Annotated in this window: 20 protein-coding genes and 1 tRNA gene; 7 read left to right on the top strand and 14 right to left on the bottom strand. The window is 65.8% G+C overall.

Annotated elements, in window-relative coordinates; all coding sequences use genetic code 11:
* Positions 1-63: 63 nt before the first annotated feature.
* A complete protein-coding gene (locus AC3QL3_RS04650) occupies positions 64-1,230 on the top strand; it encodes a Kelch repeat-containing protein (protein ID WP_492897153.1) in 1,167 nt (388 codons plus the stop codon).
* Between the two features lie 157 nt (positions 1,231-1,387).
* Here the strand turns inward: AC3QL3_RS04650 and AC3QL3_RS04645 are convergent, their stop codons facing one another.
* Positions 1,388-1,735 (bottom strand): NUDIX hydrolase, encoded by a 348-nt coding sequence (locus AC3QL3_RS04645; protein ID WP_492897152.1) that lies wholly within the window; start codon positions 1,733-1,735, stop codon positions 1,388-1,390.
* A 49-nt stretch (positions 1,736-1,784) separates the two neighbouring features.
* On the opposite strand from AC3QL3_RS04645, the gene AC3QL3_RS04640 reads away from it, so the two are divergent.
* Positions 1,785-2,063 (top strand): hypothetical protein, encoded by a 279-nt coding sequence (locus tag AC3QL3_RS04640; protein ID WP_492897151.1) that lies wholly within the window; start codon positions 1,785-1,787, stop codon positions 2,061-2,063.
* A 51-nt stretch (positions 2,064-2,114) separates the two neighbouring features.
* Positions 2,115-3,374 (top strand): MFS transporter, encoded by a 1,260-nt coding sequence (locus AC3QL3_RS04635; RefSeq protein ID WP_492897150.1) that lies wholly within the window; start codon positions 2,115-2,117, stop codon positions 3,372-3,374.
* A 90-nt stretch (positions 3,375-3,464) separates the two neighbouring features.
* Here AC3QL3_RS04635 and AC3QL3_RS04630 read toward each other — a convergent pair whose 3' ends face one another.
* On the bottom strand, positions 3,465-3,986 hold the full coding sequence (locus AC3QL3_RS04630) for an Lrp/AsnC family transcriptional regulator (protein ID WP_492897149.1): 522 nt from the start codon (positions 3,984-3,986) through the stop codon (positions 3,465-3,467).
* Here AC3QL3_RS04630 and AC3QL3_RS04625 point away from each other — a divergent pair.
* From AC3QL3_RS04625 to AC3QL3_RS04610, 4 genes are all read left to right on the top strand, one after another.
* Positions 3,945-5,249, top strand: coding sequence for an MFS transporter (locus AC3QL3_RS04625; RefSeq protein ID WP_492897148.1), 1,305 nt, complete (start codon positions 3,945-3,947; stop codon positions 5,247-5,249). The two genes, AC3QL3_RS04630 and AC3QL3_RS04625, sit on opposite strands and share 42 nt — an antisense overlap.
* A complete protein-coding gene (locus tag AC3QL3_RS04620) occupies positions 5,246-6,049 on the top strand; it encodes a class I SAM-dependent methyltransferase (protein WP_492897146.1) in 804 nt (267 codons plus the stop codon). The genes AC3QL3_RS04625 and AC3QL3_RS04620 overlap by 4 nt, the downstream gene beginning before the upstream one ends.
* The gene (locus AC3QL3_RS04615) at positions 6,046-6,615 is read left to right on the top strand and encodes an alpha/beta fold hydrolase (protein WP_492897145.1); all 570 of its coding nucleotides are present in this window, start codon (positions 6,046-6,048) and stop codon (positions 6,613-6,615) included. The genes AC3QL3_RS04620 and AC3QL3_RS04615 overlap by 4 nt, the downstream gene beginning before the upstream one ends.
* Positions 6,616-6,896: 281 nt before the next feature.
* Positions 6,897-8,393, top strand: a complete 1,497-nt coding sequence (locus tag AC3QL3_RS04610; RefSeq protein ID WP_492897144.1) for an FAD-dependent monooxygenase — start codon at positions 6,897-6,899, stop codon at positions 8,391-8,393.
* Between the two features lie 63 nt (positions 8,394-8,456).
* On the opposite strand, the gene AC3QL3_RS04605 is transcribed toward AC3QL3_RS04610, so the two are convergent.
* From AC3QL3_RS04605 to ruvB, 12 genes are all read right to left on the bottom strand, one after another.
* On the bottom strand, positions 8,457-9,095 hold the full coding sequence (locus AC3QL3_RS04605) for a glutathione S-transferase family protein (protein WP_492898860.1): 639 nt from the start codon (positions 9,093-9,095) through the stop codon (positions 8,457-8,459).
* A gap of 321 nt (positions 9,096-9,416) precedes the next feature.
* A tRNA-Lys gene (locus AC3QL3_RS04600) sits at positions 9,417-9,491 on the bottom strand.
* A 61-nt stretch (positions 9,492-9,552) separates the two neighbouring features.
* Positions 9,553-10,251 (bottom strand): 7-cyano-7-deazaguanine synthase QueC, encoded by a 699-nt coding sequence (gene queC, locus AC3QL3_RS04595; protein ID WP_492897143.1) that lies wholly within the window; start codon positions 10,249-10,251, stop codon positions 9,553-9,555.
* Positions 10,252-10,361: 110 nt separating this feature from the next.
* Complete coding sequence (queE, locus tag AC3QL3_RS04590) at positions 10,362-11,072, bottom strand: 7-carboxy-7-deazaguanine synthase QueE (RefSeq protein WP_492897142.1); 711 nt, start codon at positions 11,070-11,072, stop codon at positions 10,362-10,364.
* A gap of 13 nt (positions 11,073-11,085) precedes the next feature.
* Positions 11,086-11,979, bottom strand: a complete 894-nt coding sequence (gene ybgF, locus AC3QL3_RS04585; RefSeq protein ID WP_492897141.1) for a tol-pal system protein YbgF — start codon at positions 11,977-11,979, stop codon at positions 11,086-11,088.
* A gap of 103 nt (positions 11,980-12,082) precedes the next feature.
* Positions 12,083-12,598 carry a peptidoglycan-associated lipoprotein Pal gene (pal, locus tag AC3QL3_RS04580; protein WP_492897140.1) on the bottom strand — a complete coding sequence of 172 codons (516 nt, stop codon included), beginning with the start codon at positions 12,596-12,598 and terminating at the stop codon, positions 12,083-12,085.
* A 237-nt stretch (positions 12,599-12,835) separates the two neighbouring features.
* Positions 12,836-14,161: a Tol-Pal system beta propeller repeat protein TolB gene (gene tolB, locus AC3QL3_RS04575; protein ID WP_492897139.1), complete on the bottom strand. Its 1,326-nt coding sequence runs from the start codon at positions 14,159-14,161 to the stop codon at positions 12,836-12,838.
* Between the two features lie 5 nt (positions 14,162-14,166).
* The gene (locus tag AC3QL3_RS04570; protein WP_492897138.1) at positions 14,167-15,036 is read right to left on the bottom strand and encodes a cell envelope integrity TolA family protein; all 870 of its coding nucleotides are present in this window, start codon (positions 15,034-15,036) and stop codon (positions 14,167-14,169) included.
* A 70-nt stretch (positions 15,037-15,106) separates the two neighbouring features.
* Positions 15,107-15,550, bottom strand: a complete 444-nt coding sequence (tolR, locus tag AC3QL3_RS04565; RefSeq protein WP_492897137.1) for a protein TolR — start codon at positions 15,548-15,550, stop codon at positions 15,107-15,109.
* 35 nt (positions 15,551-15,585) lie between these two features.
* Complete coding sequence (gene tolQ, locus AC3QL3_RS04560) at positions 15,586-16,272, bottom strand: protein TolQ (RefSeq protein ID WP_492897136.1); 687 nt, start codon at positions 16,270-16,272, stop codon at positions 15,586-15,588.
* A complete protein-coding gene (ybgC, locus tag AC3QL3_RS04555; RefSeq protein ID WP_492897135.1) occupies positions 16,269-16,706 on the bottom strand; it encodes a tol-pal system-associated acyl-CoA thioesterase in 438 nt (145 codons plus the stop codon). Before ybgC ends, tolQ begins: the two co-directional genes overlap by 4 nt.
* Positions 16,703-17,752: a Holliday junction branch migration DNA helicase RuvB gene (gene ruvB / locus AC3QL3_RS04550; RefSeq protein WP_492898858.1), complete on the bottom strand. Its 1,050-nt coding sequence runs from the start codon at positions 17,750-17,752 to the stop codon at positions 16,703-16,705. Before ruvB ends, ybgC begins: the two co-directional genes overlap by 4 nt.
* Positions 17,753-17,912: the final 160 nt, after the last annotated feature.

Below are 17,912 nucleotides of genomic sequence, written 5' to 3'. Positions count from 1 at the left end.
CTCGCAGGCGCCGCGCGCCCGCGTGCGCGCGGCGGTGCCTCCACCCTGAGGAGAAGAGGCGATATGCGAGAGCACCCTGGCCCGACCGTCTTGCAAGTTTTCTCGTTCGTGCTGTACGCGCTGTACGCGGCCGGCGCCGGTGCCGGCGAATTCGTCGTCACCGGCAGCATGGCGCATGGTCGCGACTTCGGTTTTGCCGTGCCGCTGCCCGGCGGCCAAATACTGGTCCTCGGCGGCGTCTCCGCCGACGGCACCGAAGCCAGCGCGGAACGCTACGATCCGGCCACCGGCATCTTCACGGCGACCGGCGCGTTGGCCGAAGCGCGCGACGGCGACGCCACCGTCACGCCGCTTATCGACGGCAGCGTGCTGGTCGCCGGCGGCACCTACCGCGACGCCGACGGCACCACGCAGCATCTGGCCAGCGCGGAACGCTACGACCCTGCCAGCGGAACATTCACCAGTACCGGCGCGATGCACACCACGCGCTACTTCCATTCCGCCGCGCGACTGGCCGACGGCCGCGTGCTGATCGCCGGCGGCTGGGTTTCGCCCGAAGCCGGGCGCACCGCCAGCGCCGAAATCTACGACCCGGCCAGCGGCCGCTTCACCCCGACCGGCGACCTGCAGACCGCACGCAACGGCCAGATCGCGATCACGCTGCCGAACGGCCGCGTGCTGATCATCGGCGGTGTCAACACCGACGCCAGCGGCGTGCTCGCCAGCGTCGAGTCCTACGACCCGGCCAGCGGACAATTCCAGAACGCCGGCACCCTGCACTACCCACGCCTGCTCGGCCAAGCCACCCTGCTACGCGACGGCCGCGTGCTGGTCGCCGGCGGCGTCACCAACGACGCGCTGCCCCCCACAGCCGAGCTGTACGACCCCGCCACCGCCACCTCGCAAACCGTCGGCGACCTCACGCGGCCGCGCAGCGATCACATGCAAGCTTTGCTGCCCGACGGGCGCGTGCTCGTGGTCGGCGGTCTGGCCGAGGCGGAAGAGGTGCTGGCCAGCGCCGAATTGTTCGACCCGTCGACCGGCCTGTTCACCTCCGCCGGCGAGATGCACGAAAGGCGCAGCCGCGCTGCGATCACGGCGCTGGCGGATGGGAGGGTGCTGGTTGCGGGCGGCTATCAGCCGGGATGGGTGCCGCCGGCGAGTAGTGCGGAGGTGTATGTGCCTGACTTGGTCGATCGGGTTTTTGGGGATGGGTTCGATACGAACTAGGCGGGCAATGCTCGACCAGGGCATCAACTCCGCCTTCGTTCTGCCGAAGTATGGTGTGGCGCCGTCTCGACGACCATGCACGTGACTGCGGAATGGATTCCGCAGCATCCCTGTCCGACAGTTCGTTCGAATCGCATTGACGCGAGCGTGCGAACTGTCAACGACGACGCTGCACGCTCGGCAAGATATGTGCGGCGCTCAGCGGCGCAACCTCGATGGAATAAGACCCGCCCGCGAAGACCCAAGCAAGTTCCTCGATTTCCGCCAGCGGCGTGGGCGTGCCGATGATCTCAATCTCGAAGGCTTCCGCGGCCACGCGCAGTCCTGGTTCGTTCACGGCGTCGTCTTCGAACTTGCCCAAGCGCACGGCCGTCTCGCGCACGGCTTCAACGCCGATCTCCTCGCGCAGCTCGCGTGCGAGCGTGGTCAGAGAATCCTCGTCCGGCTCGCGCTTGCCGCCGGGTTGAATGAAGACGCGCGAGCCGCGCTTGCGCACCAGGAGCACGCGTCCTTCCGTATCGCGAACCACCGCCGCGACGATGTGCAGAACGCGCGTGGACGCAGATTTCGAGGTCTCGGAGTTCGAGCTGTGCATAGATGGGGTCCGTTACGTCGTTTCCTGCGAAGACGCTGCCACAGCGTTCGCCCGCAGAATGGCGCTCATCGGTCGTGCCGATTGCGATGCTAGCGAAAAACGTTCCGGAACCATCGTCCTCGAAACTGGATTGCCGACGGAAGCGCGCCGCATCGCTTCGCATCCCAGCCTGCCCCTAGCTGTCGCCGCAGCACACGCCGAATCCGTGCATCCGGAACACGCGATCGATTCAGCCTGAGGCCAGACAGCGCAGACCACCATGCGCCGATCTCTGCCGCGCGGTGCCGCCATGCTCCGACGTCTGCGACCCTCCGGGCTCGGTTCGCTTGGCTGGCTCAATTTCTTCCTCGCCGATGTCGCTACCGGTATCGGGCCGTTCCTCGCCGCTTTTCTGGCCGGTCGGCCAGGTTGGAGCGGCACGCGCATCGGCGTTGCGTTGTCGGTAGCGTCGGTGGCCGGGCTCGTCGTGCAAACACCGATCGGTGCCTGGGTCGATACGACGCGGCGCAAGCGTGCGCTGCTCGCCGTTTCGATCGTCGTGATTGCGCTGGCGAGCGCGGCGATGATCCTCGACGACGGCTTCGCCACCGTGCTCGCCGTGCAGACGCTGTACGGGGTGGCCGGAGCGGCCATCATGGCGGCGCTCACCGCGATCACGCTGGGGCTCGTCGGACGTGCCGCTTTCGCGCAGACGCAGGCGCGCATGCAGGCGTGGAATCACGGCGGCAACGTCGCGGCCGCGATCGCGCTCGGCGCCATCGGCAAATTCGGCGGCTTGCCGGCGGCGCTGTGCCTGCTGATCGCGCTGGCTGCGGCCGCGCTGATGGCGCTCGCGTCCATTCCGGCGGCAGCGATCGATCACCGCGTCGCGCGCGGCGCTGCCGCCGACGCTTCGCCCGAAGCGTGGTACGCGCCACTGCGCAATCGCAACATGCTGGCGCTGGTCGGCGCATTCATGCTGTTCCATTTCGCCAACGCGGCGATGCTGCCGCTGGCCGGCATGAAGCTCGGTCTGGTGGACCCGTCGAACGCAGCCGCCTATATGGCCGCATGCATCGTCGGTGCGCAGGCGATCATGGTGCCGGTGGCGGCCTCCTCCGGCGCGATCGCCAAGGCCATCGGCTGGAAAACACTGCTGGCGGTCGGCTTCGTCGTGCTGGCGTTGCGCGGATTTCTGTATCCGCTGTCCGATGCAACGACCTGGATCATCGGCGTGCAGTTGCTCGACGGTGTCGGCGCCGGATTGTTCGGCGTGCTGAGCGTGGTTGCGGTGGAGGAGATCACCAGTGGATCGGGCCGCTTCAACGCGATGCAGGGACTTGCGACCACCTTCGTCGGCATCGGCGCGTCGGTCAGCAACGCGGTAGCGGGATGGACGGTCGATCGCTTCGGCTACGGTGTGGCGTTCTCGAGTCTCGCCGTCGTCGCCTTGCTCGCGACCGCGGTTCTCGTCGTCTTCGTTCGCGTGCCGGCCGCGGGCGCGCCGAATGCGGCGCATTCTTTCCGCAACAGAGCCGAGGCGGACGGCTTGGAACGCGAACGCACTTGAGATCGATCGGCCGTCTTCTCGACCAGTCCGCATGCGACTCGGACGAACGCACCGTGTGAGCAGATCCCTGGACCCACCGAGCGGCGGACGCTAAACGCGCGGCGGCGGCCAATCTTGGGTCATGTGCGGCTGCACCGGCCGCTCCAGGTGCGTCGAGAGAACGATGTAGCTGCGCGTGGCGATGACACCCGGCACGTCGTAGACGCGCGCGAGCAAGCCTTCCAGCGCACGCGAGTCTTCCGTCCTGACCTTGAGCAACATGCAGGTGTCGCCGGCGACGCTGTGCACCTCTTCCACTTCCGGAAGTTCCGCAACGGCCATCAGGGCGGGCGTCTTGCCCCAGCCGCGGGTGTCTACGTGCACGAAGGCCACCAGCGTCTTACCGAGCGCCAGAGGATCGATCAACGCCGCCGTCTGCCGGATCACGCCGTCGCGCTTGAGCCGCTTCACTCGCTCGTGCACGGCCGGCGCGGAGAGGCCGATCTGCTCGCCCAGCTCGGCGTAGCTCACATTCGCGTCGCGCACCAGCACGCCTAATATTTTTCGGTCGAACGCATCGAGATCCCGGGCTTGGGAGCCGTTCTGCCGAATCGGATTCGTATTTTTCGTCATCTCGTAAATTCCGCTTGTATCCGAATCACATTCGGTAAATATAGAACTGTGCCGTATGTGGATCAATCGATGCGTACATCGAACGGATTGCCTTCGACCGTGTACCTGCTGACCGGCTGCGTCGCCACGGTCGGTTCCAATTCCCTCGTCCTCGGGCCGATCGCGCCGGAAGTGGCGCACGCGTTCGGATCGACCACTTCGACCGTGATGGCGGCGACGGCGGCATTCGGCCTCGCTACCGCGGCGAGCGCGCTGCTGTTCGCGCGCCACATCGATCGGCTCGGTGCATGGCGCGTGTTGCGAATCGCGATGGCCGCGCTCGCCGTCGCACTGCTGGTCAGCGCTCTGGCTTCCGACGTCGGTACGCTGGCTGCCGCGCAAGCGCTGGCCGGCTTGGCCACCGGCGTGGCCTTGCCCGCCATTTATTCGAGCGCCGCTGCGATCGCGCCGCCGGGGCGGGAGAGTCGGACGATCGGCGTGGTACTGACCGGCTGGACGCTCAGTCTGGTCGCAGGAGTCTCGCTCTCGGCCGTGCTCGCACAATATGTGCAGTGGCGTGCGGTCTACGCGGCAGTCGCCGTTCTCGCCGCGGTGGCGTTCGTCACGTTGTCCTATCGCAAGCACCCCGATACCGTCGCGACAACCTCGGCGCCGATGCCGACCGAGGCGCTGAAAATCGCGGGCGTACCGTCGCTCCTCGTCGTGTGCGCCGCCTTCATGTCGGCGTTCTACGGCATCTACGGTTTCCTCGGCGACCATCTGCACAACGGCCTCGGCCGGCCGCTCAGCGCGAACGGCCTGGTGGCGCTCGCCTACGGTTTCGGATTCGGTTCGGCGGCCACGCTCGACCGCTTCGTCGATCGCGTCGGCGCGCGCCGAACGCTGCCGGTCGCCTTGAGCGCGGTCGGTGCCATCTATCTCTGTCTGGCACTGGCGAGCGCTCGCTTCGATGGACTCTTGGTCACCGCGTTCTTGTGGGGCCTCGCCAATCACATCGCGCTCAACGCACTGATCATGCGATTGACCGCGATCGATCCCGCGCGGCGTGGCACCATCATGGGCCTCAACAGCGCCGTGACGTATCTTGCCGTCTTCATCGGCACCACCGGATTCGGCGCGGTGTATGCGAACTTCGGCTTCGTCGTCTCTGCCATCCTCGCGGCAGGGCTGACCTTGATCGCGGCCTGGGTCGGCGCGCGCCCGGTCGTGAAGCCGTCCGATTTTCCACTCAACAGCGACGACCTGCGCAGAGAGGAATCATGAATTTTCCGGAGAAAGCTTCATCGGACGAGCGGCGCAAAGCGAGCGCAGTTCCGGTGGACTACGACAGCGAACTGCAACGACACGACATCGTATTCCGCGCCGCATGCGCCATTCGCACCGACGAGCGCGTGCTGGACATCGGCTGCGGTGCCGGCAAAACCACCCGCGATGCGGCACGCGCCGCATCCGCCGGCAGCGCGGTGGGGATCGATATTTCGGCGCCGATGATCGCGCGCGCCGGCGAGTTGGCCGCGGCGGAAGGCGTGCGCAACGTGCGCTTCGAGCTGGGCGACGTGCAAGGGCATGCGTTTCCACCGCGCGGCTTCGATGTCGCGATCAGCCGCTTCGGCACGATGTTCTTCGCCGACCCCATCGCCGCGTTCCGCAACCTGCGCGCTGCACTCACCGACGACGGCCGCCTGGTCATGCTGGTTTGGCAGGCGCTCGAAGCGAACGAATGGTCGCTGGCGATTCAGGGCGATCGCGCGCAACCCTCGGCCGCGTTCTCGCTGGCCGATCCTGCCGTTGTAGAGAAGATGCTCGACGCGGCCGGCTTCGCCGATCCGATCTTCCAGGACGTGCGCGAGCCCGTGTACTACGGCGACAGCGTCGAGGCGGCGCTGGAGTGGATCGGACGATTCCAGGCGACGCGAGAGGCGTGGCGATCGTTGGATGCCGCCGGTGTCGAACGCGAGCAGAAACGATTGCGAGGCATCGTCGAGCAACATCATCGCGACGACGGCGTGTGGTTCGACTCGCGCGCGTGGATCGTCAGCGCGCGTTGCCGGCGAACGCCATGAGCGGGTCCGTACTCTTCATCCAAGGCGGCGGAGTGGGCGCTTACGCCGCGGACCGCGCGCTCGCCGATTCCCTGCAGCGCGCACTCGGCAGCGGCTGGGACCTGCGCTACCCGGCGATGCCGGACGAGGAAAACTGCCCGTACCCGGCCTGGAAGGCCGAGATCGACGCGCAACTCGCTGCGATGAAGGGCCCAGTGACCTTGGTCGGACATTCGTTCGGCGGTTCGGTGCTGCTGAAGTACTTGTGCGAGCAACCATCGCCGCTGCGCATCGCCGGCTTGTTCCTCGTCGCCGCGCCGTACTGGGGACCAAACGGATGGAGCTGGGACGAGTTGAACTTACCTGCCGATGCGGCCATGCGACTCGCCGGTGACTGGCCGCTGGTTCTCTTTCACAGCCGCGACGACGAAGTCGTGCCGTTCTCGCATCTGGCGCTATACACAGCCCAGCTGCCGCGCGCCACGGTTCGCGAAGTCGAAGGGCGCGATCACCAGTTCGGCGAGGATCTCGCGGATGTGGCTGCGGAAATCGTCGGCACTCAAAGCCGCGCCGCGCCGACTGAATGATTGGGCTTGCCGCGTGCTGAGTCGAGGACGGTAGAGGCGTCTGCGCTCGATCGTTCTCGGCGGAGAAAAACGTACTCCGGAAAATCGCGTACTCCCCGCTTCAATATCTTAAACCACCAGGGGCTTGCGGCAAGTCCCCGCTCGTGTCGCTCAATCGCCCGCTCAACGGAACCTATGAGCGGGGAGTAGCGAGATGAGCATGCCTTTATCGAGAGGCGAACTGGGCGGAAACATCGGACGCTCTGTTCGGCGGATGATCGCGCTGATAACGGAGCACAGTCATGACTGAGCATGCCGTGGTGATCGCCGGAGGAGGTCCGACCGGACTGATGTTGGCGGGCGAGTTGGCGCTGGCCGGAGTCGATGTCGCCATCGTCGAGCGGCGCGCCAATCAGGATCTGGCGGGTTTGCGCGCGGGCGGCCTGCATGCGCGCACGCTCGAGGTGTTCGATCAGCGCGGAATCGTCGAGCGGTTTATCGCGCAAGGACAGATCGCTCAGGTCGCTGGCTTCGCCACTCTCCGTTTGGACATCAGCGATTTTCCCACTCGGCATCCGTATGGGCTCGGCTTGTGGCAGAACCACATCGAGCGGATTCTCGCCGACTGGGTCGCCGAATTGGCGGTGACGTTCTATCGCGGACGCGACGTAACCGGCTTCACGCAGGACGAAGCCGGCGTGGACGTCGCGCTGTCCGACGGCCGCTCGCTCCACGCCGAATACCTCGTCGGTTGCGACGGAGGGCGCAGCCTCGTGCGCAAGCTTGCCGGCATCGAGTTCCCGGGCTGGGACGCGACGATCAGCAGCCTGATCGCCCAGGTCGAAATGACCGAGGAACCGGAATTGGGCATCCGCCGCACGCCGTCGGGCATGCACGCGTTGGGCAAGGTCGAGTACGAGATCAAAGACGGCCAGGTTGTCTACCAGCCGGGCGGAACGGTCGGCGTCATGCTGACCGAGGCGCAGATCGGCAGCGGCGAACCCACTCTGCGTGATCTCAGCGAACGCCTCGTCGCGGTCTACGGCACCGACTACGGCGTCCACAGCCCGACCTGGATCTCCCGCTTCACCGACATGGCGCGACAAGCCGCAAGCTATCGCGCCGGACGCGTGCTGCTCGCCGGCGACGCGGCGCACGTGCATTCGCCGGTGGGCGGACAAGGCCTCAACACTGGCGTGCAGGACGCAGTGAACCTTGGATGGAAGCTGGCCCAAGTGGTCAAGCAGACCTCACCGGAAAGCCTGCTCGACACTTACCACGCCGAGCGCCATCCGATCGGCGCGCGTGTACTGCGCAACACGATGGCGCAAGTCGCGCTGATGCGCGTCGACGAGCGCATCGAAGCGCTGCGCGACAACGTGGCCGAGCTCTTGAGCATGGACGAGCCGCGCAAACGATACGCCGCGATGATGTCCGGCTTGGGAATCCACTACGACCTAGGCGAAGGACATCCACTGCTCGGGCGCCGCATGCCCGATCTCGATCTGATCACGGCGGACGGCCCGCTGCGCGTCTACAGCCTGCTGCACGATGCGAAGCCGGTACTGATCAATCTCGATGAACTTGGCGGCTTCGACATCGCGCCATGGGTGGATCGAGTTCGACGCATCGACGCATCGTACGCCGGAGCGTGGGAGCTGCCGGCGCTCGGAGCGGTCGCCGCTCCCGGCGCCGTATTGATTCGTCCGGACGGCTATGTGGCCTGGGTGGGCGACGGCAGCCAGCGAGGGCTGCCGCAGGCACTCAGCACCTGGTTCGGGCCGGCCGCTCCGATGTAGCGCGACGAATGCGAGCGGCGTCCGCTTTCCACTCACCAAGAAAAGGCCTCAGCCGACGCGCGGCTAGGCCGCGTTGATCGCCCATTGCGCGGCGAAAGCGCGCTGGTAAGCGGGGCGCGCTTCACCGCGCGCGACATACGCGGCCAGACTCGGAAACTCATCCAGAATGCCGGACGGTCGCAGCCTCAGCAGCACCGACACCATCATCAGGTCGCCCGCACTGAATGCTCCATCCAACCACTCGGCCTTGCCCAAGCGATCGGATAGTTGGACCAACCGATGACGAATGCGATCCACGACCAGGGGTAGCCGTTCCTTCGCCCAAGGCTTATCGCCCTCCAAAATCTTGACGATTACCAGGTCGAGGATCGGCGGCTCGATGGTATTGAGCGCTGCGAACATCCAGGTGATCGCGCGCGCCCGAGCATCGGCGTCGTCCGGCAACAGACCCGTGCAGCGCTGAGCGATGTGGAATACGATCGCGCCCGTTTCGAACAGGACGAGTTCGTCTTCCTCGTAGGTCGGAATCTGGCCGAACGGATTAAGCGCGATGTGCGCGGGCTCCTTCATCGCACCGGGCGAAACGAGGCGAACCTCGTAGGGCTGGCCCGCTTCTTCGAGCGCCCAGCGCACGCGCGTGTCGCGCGCCAGTCCCTTGCCGCCATCGGGTGAACGTTCGAACGCGGTGATGGTGATGCTCATCGTTGCTCCTTCGGATCGGATTGGCTGGCCTGATGGCCGGCTTTCACCATGGCGACGAGCGGCGGGAGTGGAATTCGACAAGCGCCAGAAGAATTTTGCACGAGCGCGCGCGTCGGGTAGTTCATGGGGGCATTGCCGACATGCGTCCGTAGCACTTCGGATCAGCTTGCACGCCGCGCGGTCAGATTCTTCGTTGGAGTGACTTCGCAGAGACAGCGGTCAATCGCTGCGGATAGGTCAAACGTTCGGTGGCCGGAGAACGCTCTCTCAGATTCGAGCGTTCGATTGCGTCGAGCGACGCATCCGGCTGACGGAAAGGATTGGTGGGCCGTGATGGGATCGAACCATCGACCAACGGATTAAAAGTCCGCTGCTCTACCGCTGAGCTAACGGCCCACAGAGGCAATACGCGCGGCGGGCGCCGCGGCGAGCCGCGCAGTTTACCCGCTCGCTGGGCTCAGCGATAGCGCGTCGGGTCGGCCACGCCGGCGGCGGCGAAACCTTGCGCGCGCAGCCGGCAGGCGTCGCAGTGGGCGCAGGCGCGGCCGTCGTCGTCGGCCTGGTAGCAGGACACGGTCTGCGCGAAGTCGACGCCGAGGCGCAAGCCCTCGCGCACGATTTGGTCCTTGCCCAGCCGCATCAGCGGCGCGTGCACACGCAGTGCGTGGCCTTCGACGCCGGCCTTGGTGGCGAGGTTGGCCAGGCGCTCGAACGCGGCGACGAATTCGGGCCGGCAGTCGGGGTAGCCGGAATAGTCGACTGCGTTGACGCCGCAGTAGATGTCTTGCGCGCCGAGCACCTCGGCCCAGCCGAGCGCGATCGACAGCATGATCGTATTGCGCGCGGGCACGTAAGTGACCGGGATGCCGGCGCCGCCTTTGGCCGGCACCTCGATGTCGTCAGTCAGCGCGGAGCCGCCGATGCTGCGCAGGTCGACTTGCACGGTCTTGTGCGCGCGTGCGCCGAGCATCGCGGCGACGCGGCGCGCGGCTTCCAGTTCGGACGAATGGCGCTGACCGTAGGCGACGCTGAGCGCGTAGCAGTCCAATCCCTGCTCACGCGCCAGCGCGAGCACGACGGCGGAATCCATGCCGCCCGACACCAGGACGACGGCCGGGATTGGGGATTGGGGGTTGGGAATTCGGGCGGCTTCCATCGGTCAGTATTCCACGTCGGGACTATCCCACTTTTGCAAAAGCCAACATCGAGAATCGCCGGTCCGGAACCCGCTTTTACGAATCCCGAATCCCGAATCTCCAATCCCGGCTATCGGCCCGGCTCACTGCCCCACAGCAGCTTGTGCAACTGCAGCTGCATGCGTACCGGCAATCGGTCGGCGAGGATCCATTCGGCCAGTTCACGCGGCGTGATGCGGCCGTGCACCGGCGAAAACAACACCTGGCAGCGCTCGGACAGACGATGCTCCGCGACACGCTCGCACGCCCATTCGTAATCGGTGCGGTCGGCGATCACGATCTTGAGCTGGTCGTGCGGATGCAGTGCGGCGAGGTTCGACCACAGATTGCGCGCAACTTCGCCCGAGCCGGGAGCTTTCAGATCGACCACTTTGCGCACGCGTGCGTCGACCGCGGCGACATCAAGCGCGCCGGAAGTTTCCAGCGAGACTTCGTAGCCGGCGTCGCACAGTTGCGCCAACAGCTCGAGGCAGCGCTTCTGCGCCAACGGCTCGCCGCCGGTCACGCAGACGTGGCGCGCGCCGTAGCTGGCGACCTCGCGCAAGAGATCGGCGATCGTGCGCCAAGTGCCGCCGTGGAAGGAGTACTCGGTATCGCACCAGACGCAGCGCAGCGGGCAGCCGGTCAGGCGGACGAATACCGTCGGCCAGCCGACCGCGTCGGCTTCGCCCTGCAGCGAGTGGAAGATTTCGGTGATGCGCAGGCGCGCATCGGCCGGCGCGGAAGTCCGCTGGGCGTTGGCGGCGTCTGCCGCGTCGAACTGAGCGGCGGCGCCGTTCATCACCTGCCGCCGCTCAGCGACGCGATTCCATCTTGAGCGCGCGCAACCGCCCTTGCGCCAGACGCGCGACGGTCGTGTCGGGATAGCTTTCCACGACCTTGTTCAAGGTCGCCTCGGCCGCGTCCCATTGCTTCTGCTCGTATTGCGCGTAACCGACCTTGAGCAGCGCATCGGGCGCTTTCTGGCTGTTCGGGTAACGCTGCAGCAGGGTTTGGAACGACTCCTGCGCGATCTGGTAGTTCTGCGTGACGTAGTACGACTCGCCGAGCCAGTAGTAGGCGTTGCCGGTCAGCTCGCCGTTGGGATGCTGGTCGATGAAGGTCTGAAAGCGCTTGGCCGATTCGGCGTAGCGGCCGTCTTTGAGGGCCGCGAACGCATCGTTGTAGGCCGTCGTTTCGGCGGCCGGATCGGCCGAAGCCGAGGGCGCCGCATTCGGATCCTGCTCGCCCGGCGCTACTGCCGCGCGGTCGTCGGCCGACAGCTCACCCACGCCGTTACGCGGGGCAAAACGCGAGTCGCGCGGCGGCGGCGTGCTCGGATTGCCTTGGTTGCTCGGGCTGCCGAGTTCGACGTCCGGCGGATTGTCGTTGCGCGGCGCCGGAACATTCGAAGCGGCACCGGGCGCTGCTGGGCGTCCGCCGCCTTCGAGGCGACCGATGCGCGAATCGAGATCGACGTACTGATCCTTGTTGCGCTGCTTGGTCTGCTCGAGCGCGTGCTTGAGTTCTTCGACCTGCCCCTGCAGCGACTGCACTTGCGACTGCAGCGCTTGGATCTGGTTGACCAGATCGACCGCGTTGCCGCCGCTCTGCTGGCCGGTGGCCTGCTGCTCGAGGCGATCCACGCGTTCGGCCAAGGACAGCCGCTGCGCATTCGCCGGGGAGGCGGACAGAACAACGGCGGCCATCAAGGCCGCCGTTGCGCTCGCTATCGTTTTCAGTGACGTCATCCGAATCACTTCGCGATTGCTGGGCGCCGAATCGCTCGGCGCCCGATTCACGGGGTGCCGATTACTTGGCGGTGTAGACGATTTCGACGCGGCGGTTCTTCGACCAGCACGACTCGTCGTGCTGACGGCAGACCGGACGCTCTTCGCCGTAGCTGACCACGTTGAGCTGCGAGGACGACGCACCGGCCGCGCTCAGCGCGCCCTGCACGGCGTTGCCGCGGCGCTCGCCGAGGCCGAGGTTGTACTCGCGCGAACCGCGCTCGTCGGTGTTGCCTTCCAGCGTCACGCGCGCCTGCGGGAACTGGCGCAGGTAAGCGGCGTGGCAGGACATCTGCGCCTGGAATTCCGGCTTGATCTCGCTGCGGTCGAGGTCGAAGTAGACCACGCGCTGACGCAGGCAGGAGTCGGTGTCGAGGCTGTCGCGCGTGTAGCGGCCGCTGTTGTCGACCGGTTCGGTGGTGGTCGACTGCGTGGTGGTATCGGTCGGCGGCGGAGTGTCTTTCACGACCTTCTTCTTACAGGCCGCGACGCCGGCAACCAGCAGAACGGCAAATACGATGCGCACGGTGTTGTTCATGGTGTTCCCCTCAACTGGGCAATGGGCAGGACAGGACAGTAATCGTCTAATTCGATTCGAACGCGCATGGATTGCTCCACGCAAAACAAATATCAAGATTGCGCCTCCATGCGCCGACATCCCGATTCGACCGCACGAATCGTTCCGTGCTGGGCGAAAATCCAAATCGCGCTTCCGTGCGACTTTTCTATCGATCCGGCAGCTGATAACCGGCTGCTATTTTCTACGCATCAAACATTAGCGCTGGCGGAACGGCCCCCACGACGGCTCGCGCACATCGCCCTCTGCGAGTCCGAGGCGCTGACGCACGCGCCCGTCGGCCGACACCGCATACAGCACGCCGCGCGATCCTTCACTCGCGGCATACAGCAGCATGCTTCCGTTGGGAGCGAAACTCGGGGCTTCATCTTGGCTGCCCGGCGACACCAGACTGTACTGGTTGGTGGTCCGGTCGAGGACCGCAATACGATACACGTTTCCGCTGCCCTGCACCATTGCAAGCTTGATGCCCTTGGCGTCCACCACGCTGGGGCTGGCGTTGTATTGCCCCTCGAAGGTGACTCGGGTCGGCTCGCCGCCGCTCGGCGAAACTTGGTAGATCTGCGGCTTGCCGGAACGGTCCGAGGTGAAGTACAGGCTCTTCCCGTCCGCCGCCCAAGTCGGCTCGGTGTCGATCGCGAAATGCTTGGCGATCTGGGTGGTTTGGCGGCTGCCCAGATCCATGATGTAGATGTCCGGATTGCCGCCCTTGGACAGCGACAGCGCCAAGCGCGAGCCGTCCGGCGAAAACGACGGCGCGCTGTTGATGCCGCGACTGTTGGACACGACCTGGCGCGAACCGGTGCCGAGGTCCTGCACGTAAACGGTCGAATTGCCGCTCTCGAAGGAGACGTAGGCGATCTTGCGTCCGTCCGGCGACCACGACGGCGACATCAAGGATTCGCGCGAACGCACCACCACCTGCGGGTTGTAGCCGTCCGAATCGGCGACCATCAGCGCATATTGATAGTTGGGCGGCGAGCCGGTCGCGGTGATGTAGGCGATGCGCGTCCAGAACGCGCCGCGCACGCCGAGGATCTTCTCGTAGATCGCATCGGCGACCTGATGCGCGATGTCGCGCAGTCCGGTGCGCTGGCCGCTGATCGCGCCCTCGGCGAGCTTCTGCTGCTTGGCCACGTCGAGCAGTTCCCACTCCACGCGCAAACCGCCGTCGCCGCTGTCGGCCATGCGGCCGACCACCAGATAGTCCTGCTTGAGCACGCGCCAGGTCGCGAATTTGACTTCGGCCTGGCGGGTCGGGAATTCGACGATGTCGTTCTTGGGCAAGGTGCGGAACTGGCCCGAGCGCGCGAGATCGGCGCGCACGATCTCGCCGGGATTGGATTCGGGCGGCACGCTGGCGCCTTCGAAGCCGAACGGGACGACCGCGACCGGCAGCGCCGACGCATTGCCGTTGGTGATGTCGACGGTAAGCCCGCCGCTTTGCGCGAAAACGCTGCCACCGAGCACGACACCGACCAGCAGCAAGCCGATTCGAATCAACCACCCATTCCGCTTCATCATCGGGATCATCCGTCGTATCTGAAATTGAATTTGACCGCGCGCTGGAACACCTTTTCGTAACCTTGGTACGGCAGCGGCGCCGCCTTCATGACCGCTTGTTCGATCGAATTGCGTGTCGGCTGATCAGCATTGCAGGGCGAAGCCACCGTCACCGAAATCACATCGCCGCCTGGAATCTGCACGATGTTGAGCGTGCAGCGCAGGCCGGCCACGGCGCTTTCCGGCCGGTTCCAATTCTGCGTCACGGCCGACTGAATCGCCGCCGCATAGCGCGCCGCCAGATCGTTGTCCTGACCGCCGGCACCGGTGGTCGCCTGCGGCGCTTCGTGTTCGGCTTCCGGCTGCGGCTCGCGGTTCTGCGCTTCGCGCTGGTTGCGGTCTTCCAGTTGCGCCAAGCGTTGCTTTTCGAGCTTGGCGCTCTTCTCCGCCACTTCGCGCTGCCGCTTGATCTCCGCCAGCTGCTTCTGCGCCTCTTCCTTGAGCTTGTTCTGCTTTTCCTGCTCGTCCAGCAGCACCTGACGCTGGCGCTGCTTTTCCTCTTGTTCCTTCTTCTGCTCTTCCGCTTTCTGCTCGGCCAGCGCGGCGATCTTCTGCTGGTCGATCAGATCCTGCTTCTGCACTTCGGCCGGCGTTTCCTTTTGCGGTTTGGGCGCCGGCGGTTCCGGTTTGGGCGGCTCCGGCTGCGCCGCAGGCGGTTCGGGCTTGGGCGGTTCCGGCGTCGGCTTGGGCGGCGTCGGCCTGCGCGCACCGGATTTGGGCGCCGCGGTCGGCCCGACCAGGGTCGCCTCGATCACCGGCCCCGGCAGTACCACCGGCTTGTTCGTATTCGTCCACCACAATCCGACTAGCAGTCCCAGCAGCACGAGTAGATGCAAACCGAGCGCAAATCCGAATGCTCGTGCTTTGTCGCCAAAGCTTTCGATCTGATGCGCGCGTTGCATCCGGTCAGCGCGCTCCTTCCGCCTGCACCGGCTGGCTCATCAGGCCGACCTTCGGCACGTGAGCCGACTGCAACAGCACCATCGCCTGATAAATCTTGCCGTAGTCCGCACGCTGGTCGCCGGCGACCAGCACCGGAACTTGCGGATTCTCACGAACGAAAGCTGAAATTTTGTTGACCAGCGCGTCCGCTTCCATCGGCTCACGCTGCTCCTTGCCGAGGGTCAGGAACAACTTGCCGTCCTGGTCGACGCTGACCACGACCGGCTCCTTGTCGTTCTGGATCGACTTCGCCGCCGATTGCGGCAGCTGGATGTCGACGCCGAGATTGAGCAAGGGCGCGGTGACCATGAAGATGATCAGCAGTACGAGCATGACGTCGATGTAAGGCACGACGTTGATCTCGGCCTTCAGCTTGCGGCGCTTGCGATTTCTTCCGTAGCTTTGCATGGGCTATTCCAACGCGATCCGGTCGGCGGCGGGGTTCACGGCACGTCGTCGAGGTGCGCCTGGCGCGCGAGGATCGAAGAGAACTCTTCGACGAAGGTGTCGTAACGCAAGTTCACGCGTTCGAGCTTGGTCGAATAGCGGTTGTAGGCCCACACCGCTGGAATCGCCGCGAACAGGCCCATCGCGGTTGCGATCAGCGCTTCGGAAATACCCGGCGCGACCATCGCGATGGTCGCCTCCTTCACGTTGGCCAGGCCCTGGAACGCGATCATGATGCCCCACACGGTGCCGAACAGGCCGACGTAGGGGCTGATCGAGCCGACGTTGGCGAGAAATTCGAGGCTCTGCTCGAGACGGTCGACCTCGCGCGTGGAGGCGACACGCATGGCGCGCTGCGCGCCTTCGAGCAGGGCGCGCGAATCGACTCCGCGGCGCTGGCGCAGACGCGCGAACTCGCGGAAGCCGGCTTCGAAGATCGCCGCGCTGCCGGTCATGCGCTCGCCGCCGCTGGTGATCTCCTTGAACAGGCCGGCGAGGTCGGCGCCGGACCAGAAGCGCTCCTCGAACTCGTCCGCGCTCGCGTTGGCGCGATCGATCATCGCCTTCTTGCGGAAGATGATGAACCAGGAGGCGATCGAGAACGCGATCAGAATGCCGAGTACGAGCTTGACCGGCAGGCTGGCGCCGATGATCAGGGCGAGGATGTTGAGTTCGTTGTTCATCGTTTTTCGATCTCTTGAAACAGATGATCCGGAATCGGGCACGGTCGGAAACGCTGCGCATCGACACAGGCGATGCGCACGCGCGCCTCGACCAGCGGCTTGCCTTCCGCCTCGCGCAGCAGTCGCTGCTTCACGACGAAGCTCGCGCTGCGCCGCTCGGCCGGCTCGACCGTGACGAGCAGAAGATCGTCCAGGCGCGCCGGCGCGTTGAAGTCGAGTTCCATGCGGTGCACGACGAAGACGATGCCGAGCTCCTCGCGCAGCCCTTGCTGACCGACGCCGTCCGCGCGCAGCCACTCGGTGCGCGCGCGCTCGAAGAAATGCAGGTAACGCGCATGATAGACGACACCGCCGGCGTCGGTGTCTTCCCAGTAGATTCTGACAGGAATGGAGAACGGAGGAGCGGGAATCTCGGCAGCGCGGGATGCGGTCATTCTTCGCTTCCGCTGCCCGCTTCGCGATTGCCCAGTGCCGGCTCCTCGAACAGATCGGCGCGGCGCGGCGCCTTCAGGCCGAAATGCCGCCAGCACTTGCTCGTGACCATGCGTCCGCGCGCGGTGCGCACGAGAAAGCCCTGTTGGATCAGGAACGGTTCGAGCACGTCTTCGATGGTGCCGCGCTCCTCGCTGAGCGCGGCGGCGAGCGATTCGACCCCGACCGGACCGCCTTCGAAGTTTTCGATGATGGTGCCGAGGAGGCGCCGGTCCAGCGCGTCGAAGCCCTCGGCGTCGACCTTCAGCATTTCCAGCGCAGCGGCGGCGACGGCGGCGGTAATCGCGCCGCCGGCCTTGACCTCGGCGTAGTCGCGCACGCGGCGCAGCAGGCGATTGGCGATGCGCGGCGTGCCGCGCGCGCGGCAGGCGATTTCCGCGGCGCCGTCGGCGTCGCAGGCGATGCCGAGAATCTTCGCGGCGCGGCGCACGATCGCGGCGAGTTCGAGCGGGCTGTAGAACTCCAGCCGCTGCACGATGCCGAAACGGTCGCGCAGCGGCGCGGTCAGAAGTCCGGCCCGCGTGGTCGCGCCGATCAGGGTGAACGGCGGCAGGTCGAGCTTGATCGAGCGTGCGGCCGGCCCCTCGCCGATCATGATGTCGATCTGGAAATCTTCCAGCGCCGGATACAACACTTCCTCGACGATCGGCGACAGCCGATGGATCTCGTCGACGAACAGCACGTCGCGCGGCTGCAGATTGGTCAGGAGCGCGGCCAGATCGCCGGGGCGCTCGAGCACGGGACCCGAAGTCGAGCGCAGGTTCACTCCGAGCTCGTTCGCGATCACGTGCGACAGCGTGGTCTTGCCCAATCCCGGCGGCCCGAAAATCAGCACGTGATCGAGCGCCTCGCCGCGCCGCTTCGCCGCCTCGATGTAGATGCCGAGCTGCTCGCGCACGGTCTGCTGGCCGAGGTATTCGGCCAATCGCTGCGGACGGATCGTCGCCTCGAGCAGATCGTCCTCGCGGTTGGCGCTGGCCGAGGTCAGGCGAGTGGAGCCGGGACTGGGGATTGGGGATTCGAGATTCGGCACGGTGGTGGAGCCGGGATTCGGGATTCGGGATTCGGGATTCGGAGGATTATGGCCAGCTTGTCTGGCGCTCGGTAGTCAGCGGCTACGGCAAGCGCAGTCGCCGTTCAGTATCGCG

The sequence above is a fragment of the Dokdonella sp. GW821-FHT11D02 genome (genome assembly GCF_058808595.1).
This window is presented reverse-complemented; position numbering and strand designations above follow the sequence as displayed.

Coding starts and splice junctions, on each gene's coding strand:
- AC3QL3_RS04650 (WP_492897153.1), top strand. CDS start 64: ATGCGAGAGCACCCTGGCCCGACCGTCTTGCAAGTTTTCTCGTTCGTG.
- AC3QL3_RS04635 (WP_492897150.1), top strand. CDS start 2,115: ATGCTCCGACGTCTGCGACCCTCCGGGCTCGGTTCGCTTGGCTGGCTC.
- AC3QL3_RS04630 (WP_492897149.1), bottom strand. CDS start 3,986: ATGACGAAAAATACGAATCCGATTCGGCAGAACGGCTCCCAAGCCCGG.
- AC3QL3_RS04620 (WP_492897146.1), top strand. CDS start 5,246: ATGAATTTTCCGGAGAAAGCTTCATCGGACGAGCGGCGCAAAGCGAGC.
- AC3QL3_RS04615 (WP_492897145.1), top strand. CDS start 6,046: ATGAGCGGGTCCGTACTCTTCATCCAAGGCGGCGGAGTGGGCGCTTAC.
- AC3QL3_RS04610 (WP_492897144.1), top strand. CDS start 6,897: ATGACTGAGCATGCCGTGGTGATCGCCGGAGGAGGTCCGACCGGACTG.
- AC3QL3_RS04605 (WP_492898860.1), bottom strand. CDS start 9,095: ATGAGCATCACCATCACCGCGTTCGAACGTTCACCCGATGGCGGCAAG.
- queC (WP_492897143.1), bottom strand. CDS start 10,251: ATGGAAGCCGCCCGAATTCCCAACCCCCAATCCCCAATCCCGGCCGTC.
- queE (WP_492897142.1), bottom strand. CDS start 11,072: ATGAACGGCGCCGCCGCTCAGTTCGACGCGGCAGACGCCGCCAACGCC.
- ybgF (WP_492897141.1), bottom strand. CDS start 11,979: ATGGCCGCCGTTGTTCTGTCCGCCTCCCCGGCGAATGCGCAGCGGCTG.
- pal (WP_492897140.1), bottom strand. CDS start 12,598: ATGAACAACACCGTGCGCATCGTATTTGCCGTTCTGCTGGTTGCCGGC.
- tolB (WP_492897139.1), bottom strand. CDS start 14,161: ATGATGAAGCGGAATGGGTGGTTGATTCGAATCGGCTTGCTGCTGGTC.
- tolR (WP_492897137.1), bottom strand. CDS start 15,550: ATGCAAAGCTACGGAAGAAATCGCAAGCGCCGCAAGCTGAAGGCCGAG.
- tolQ (WP_492897136.1), bottom strand. CDS start 16,272: ATGAACAACGAACTCAACATCCTCGCCCTGATCATCGGCGCCAGCCTG.
- ybgC (WP_492897135.1), bottom strand. CDS start 16,706: ATGACCGCATCCCGCGCTGCCGAGATTCCCGCTCCTCCGTTCTCCATT.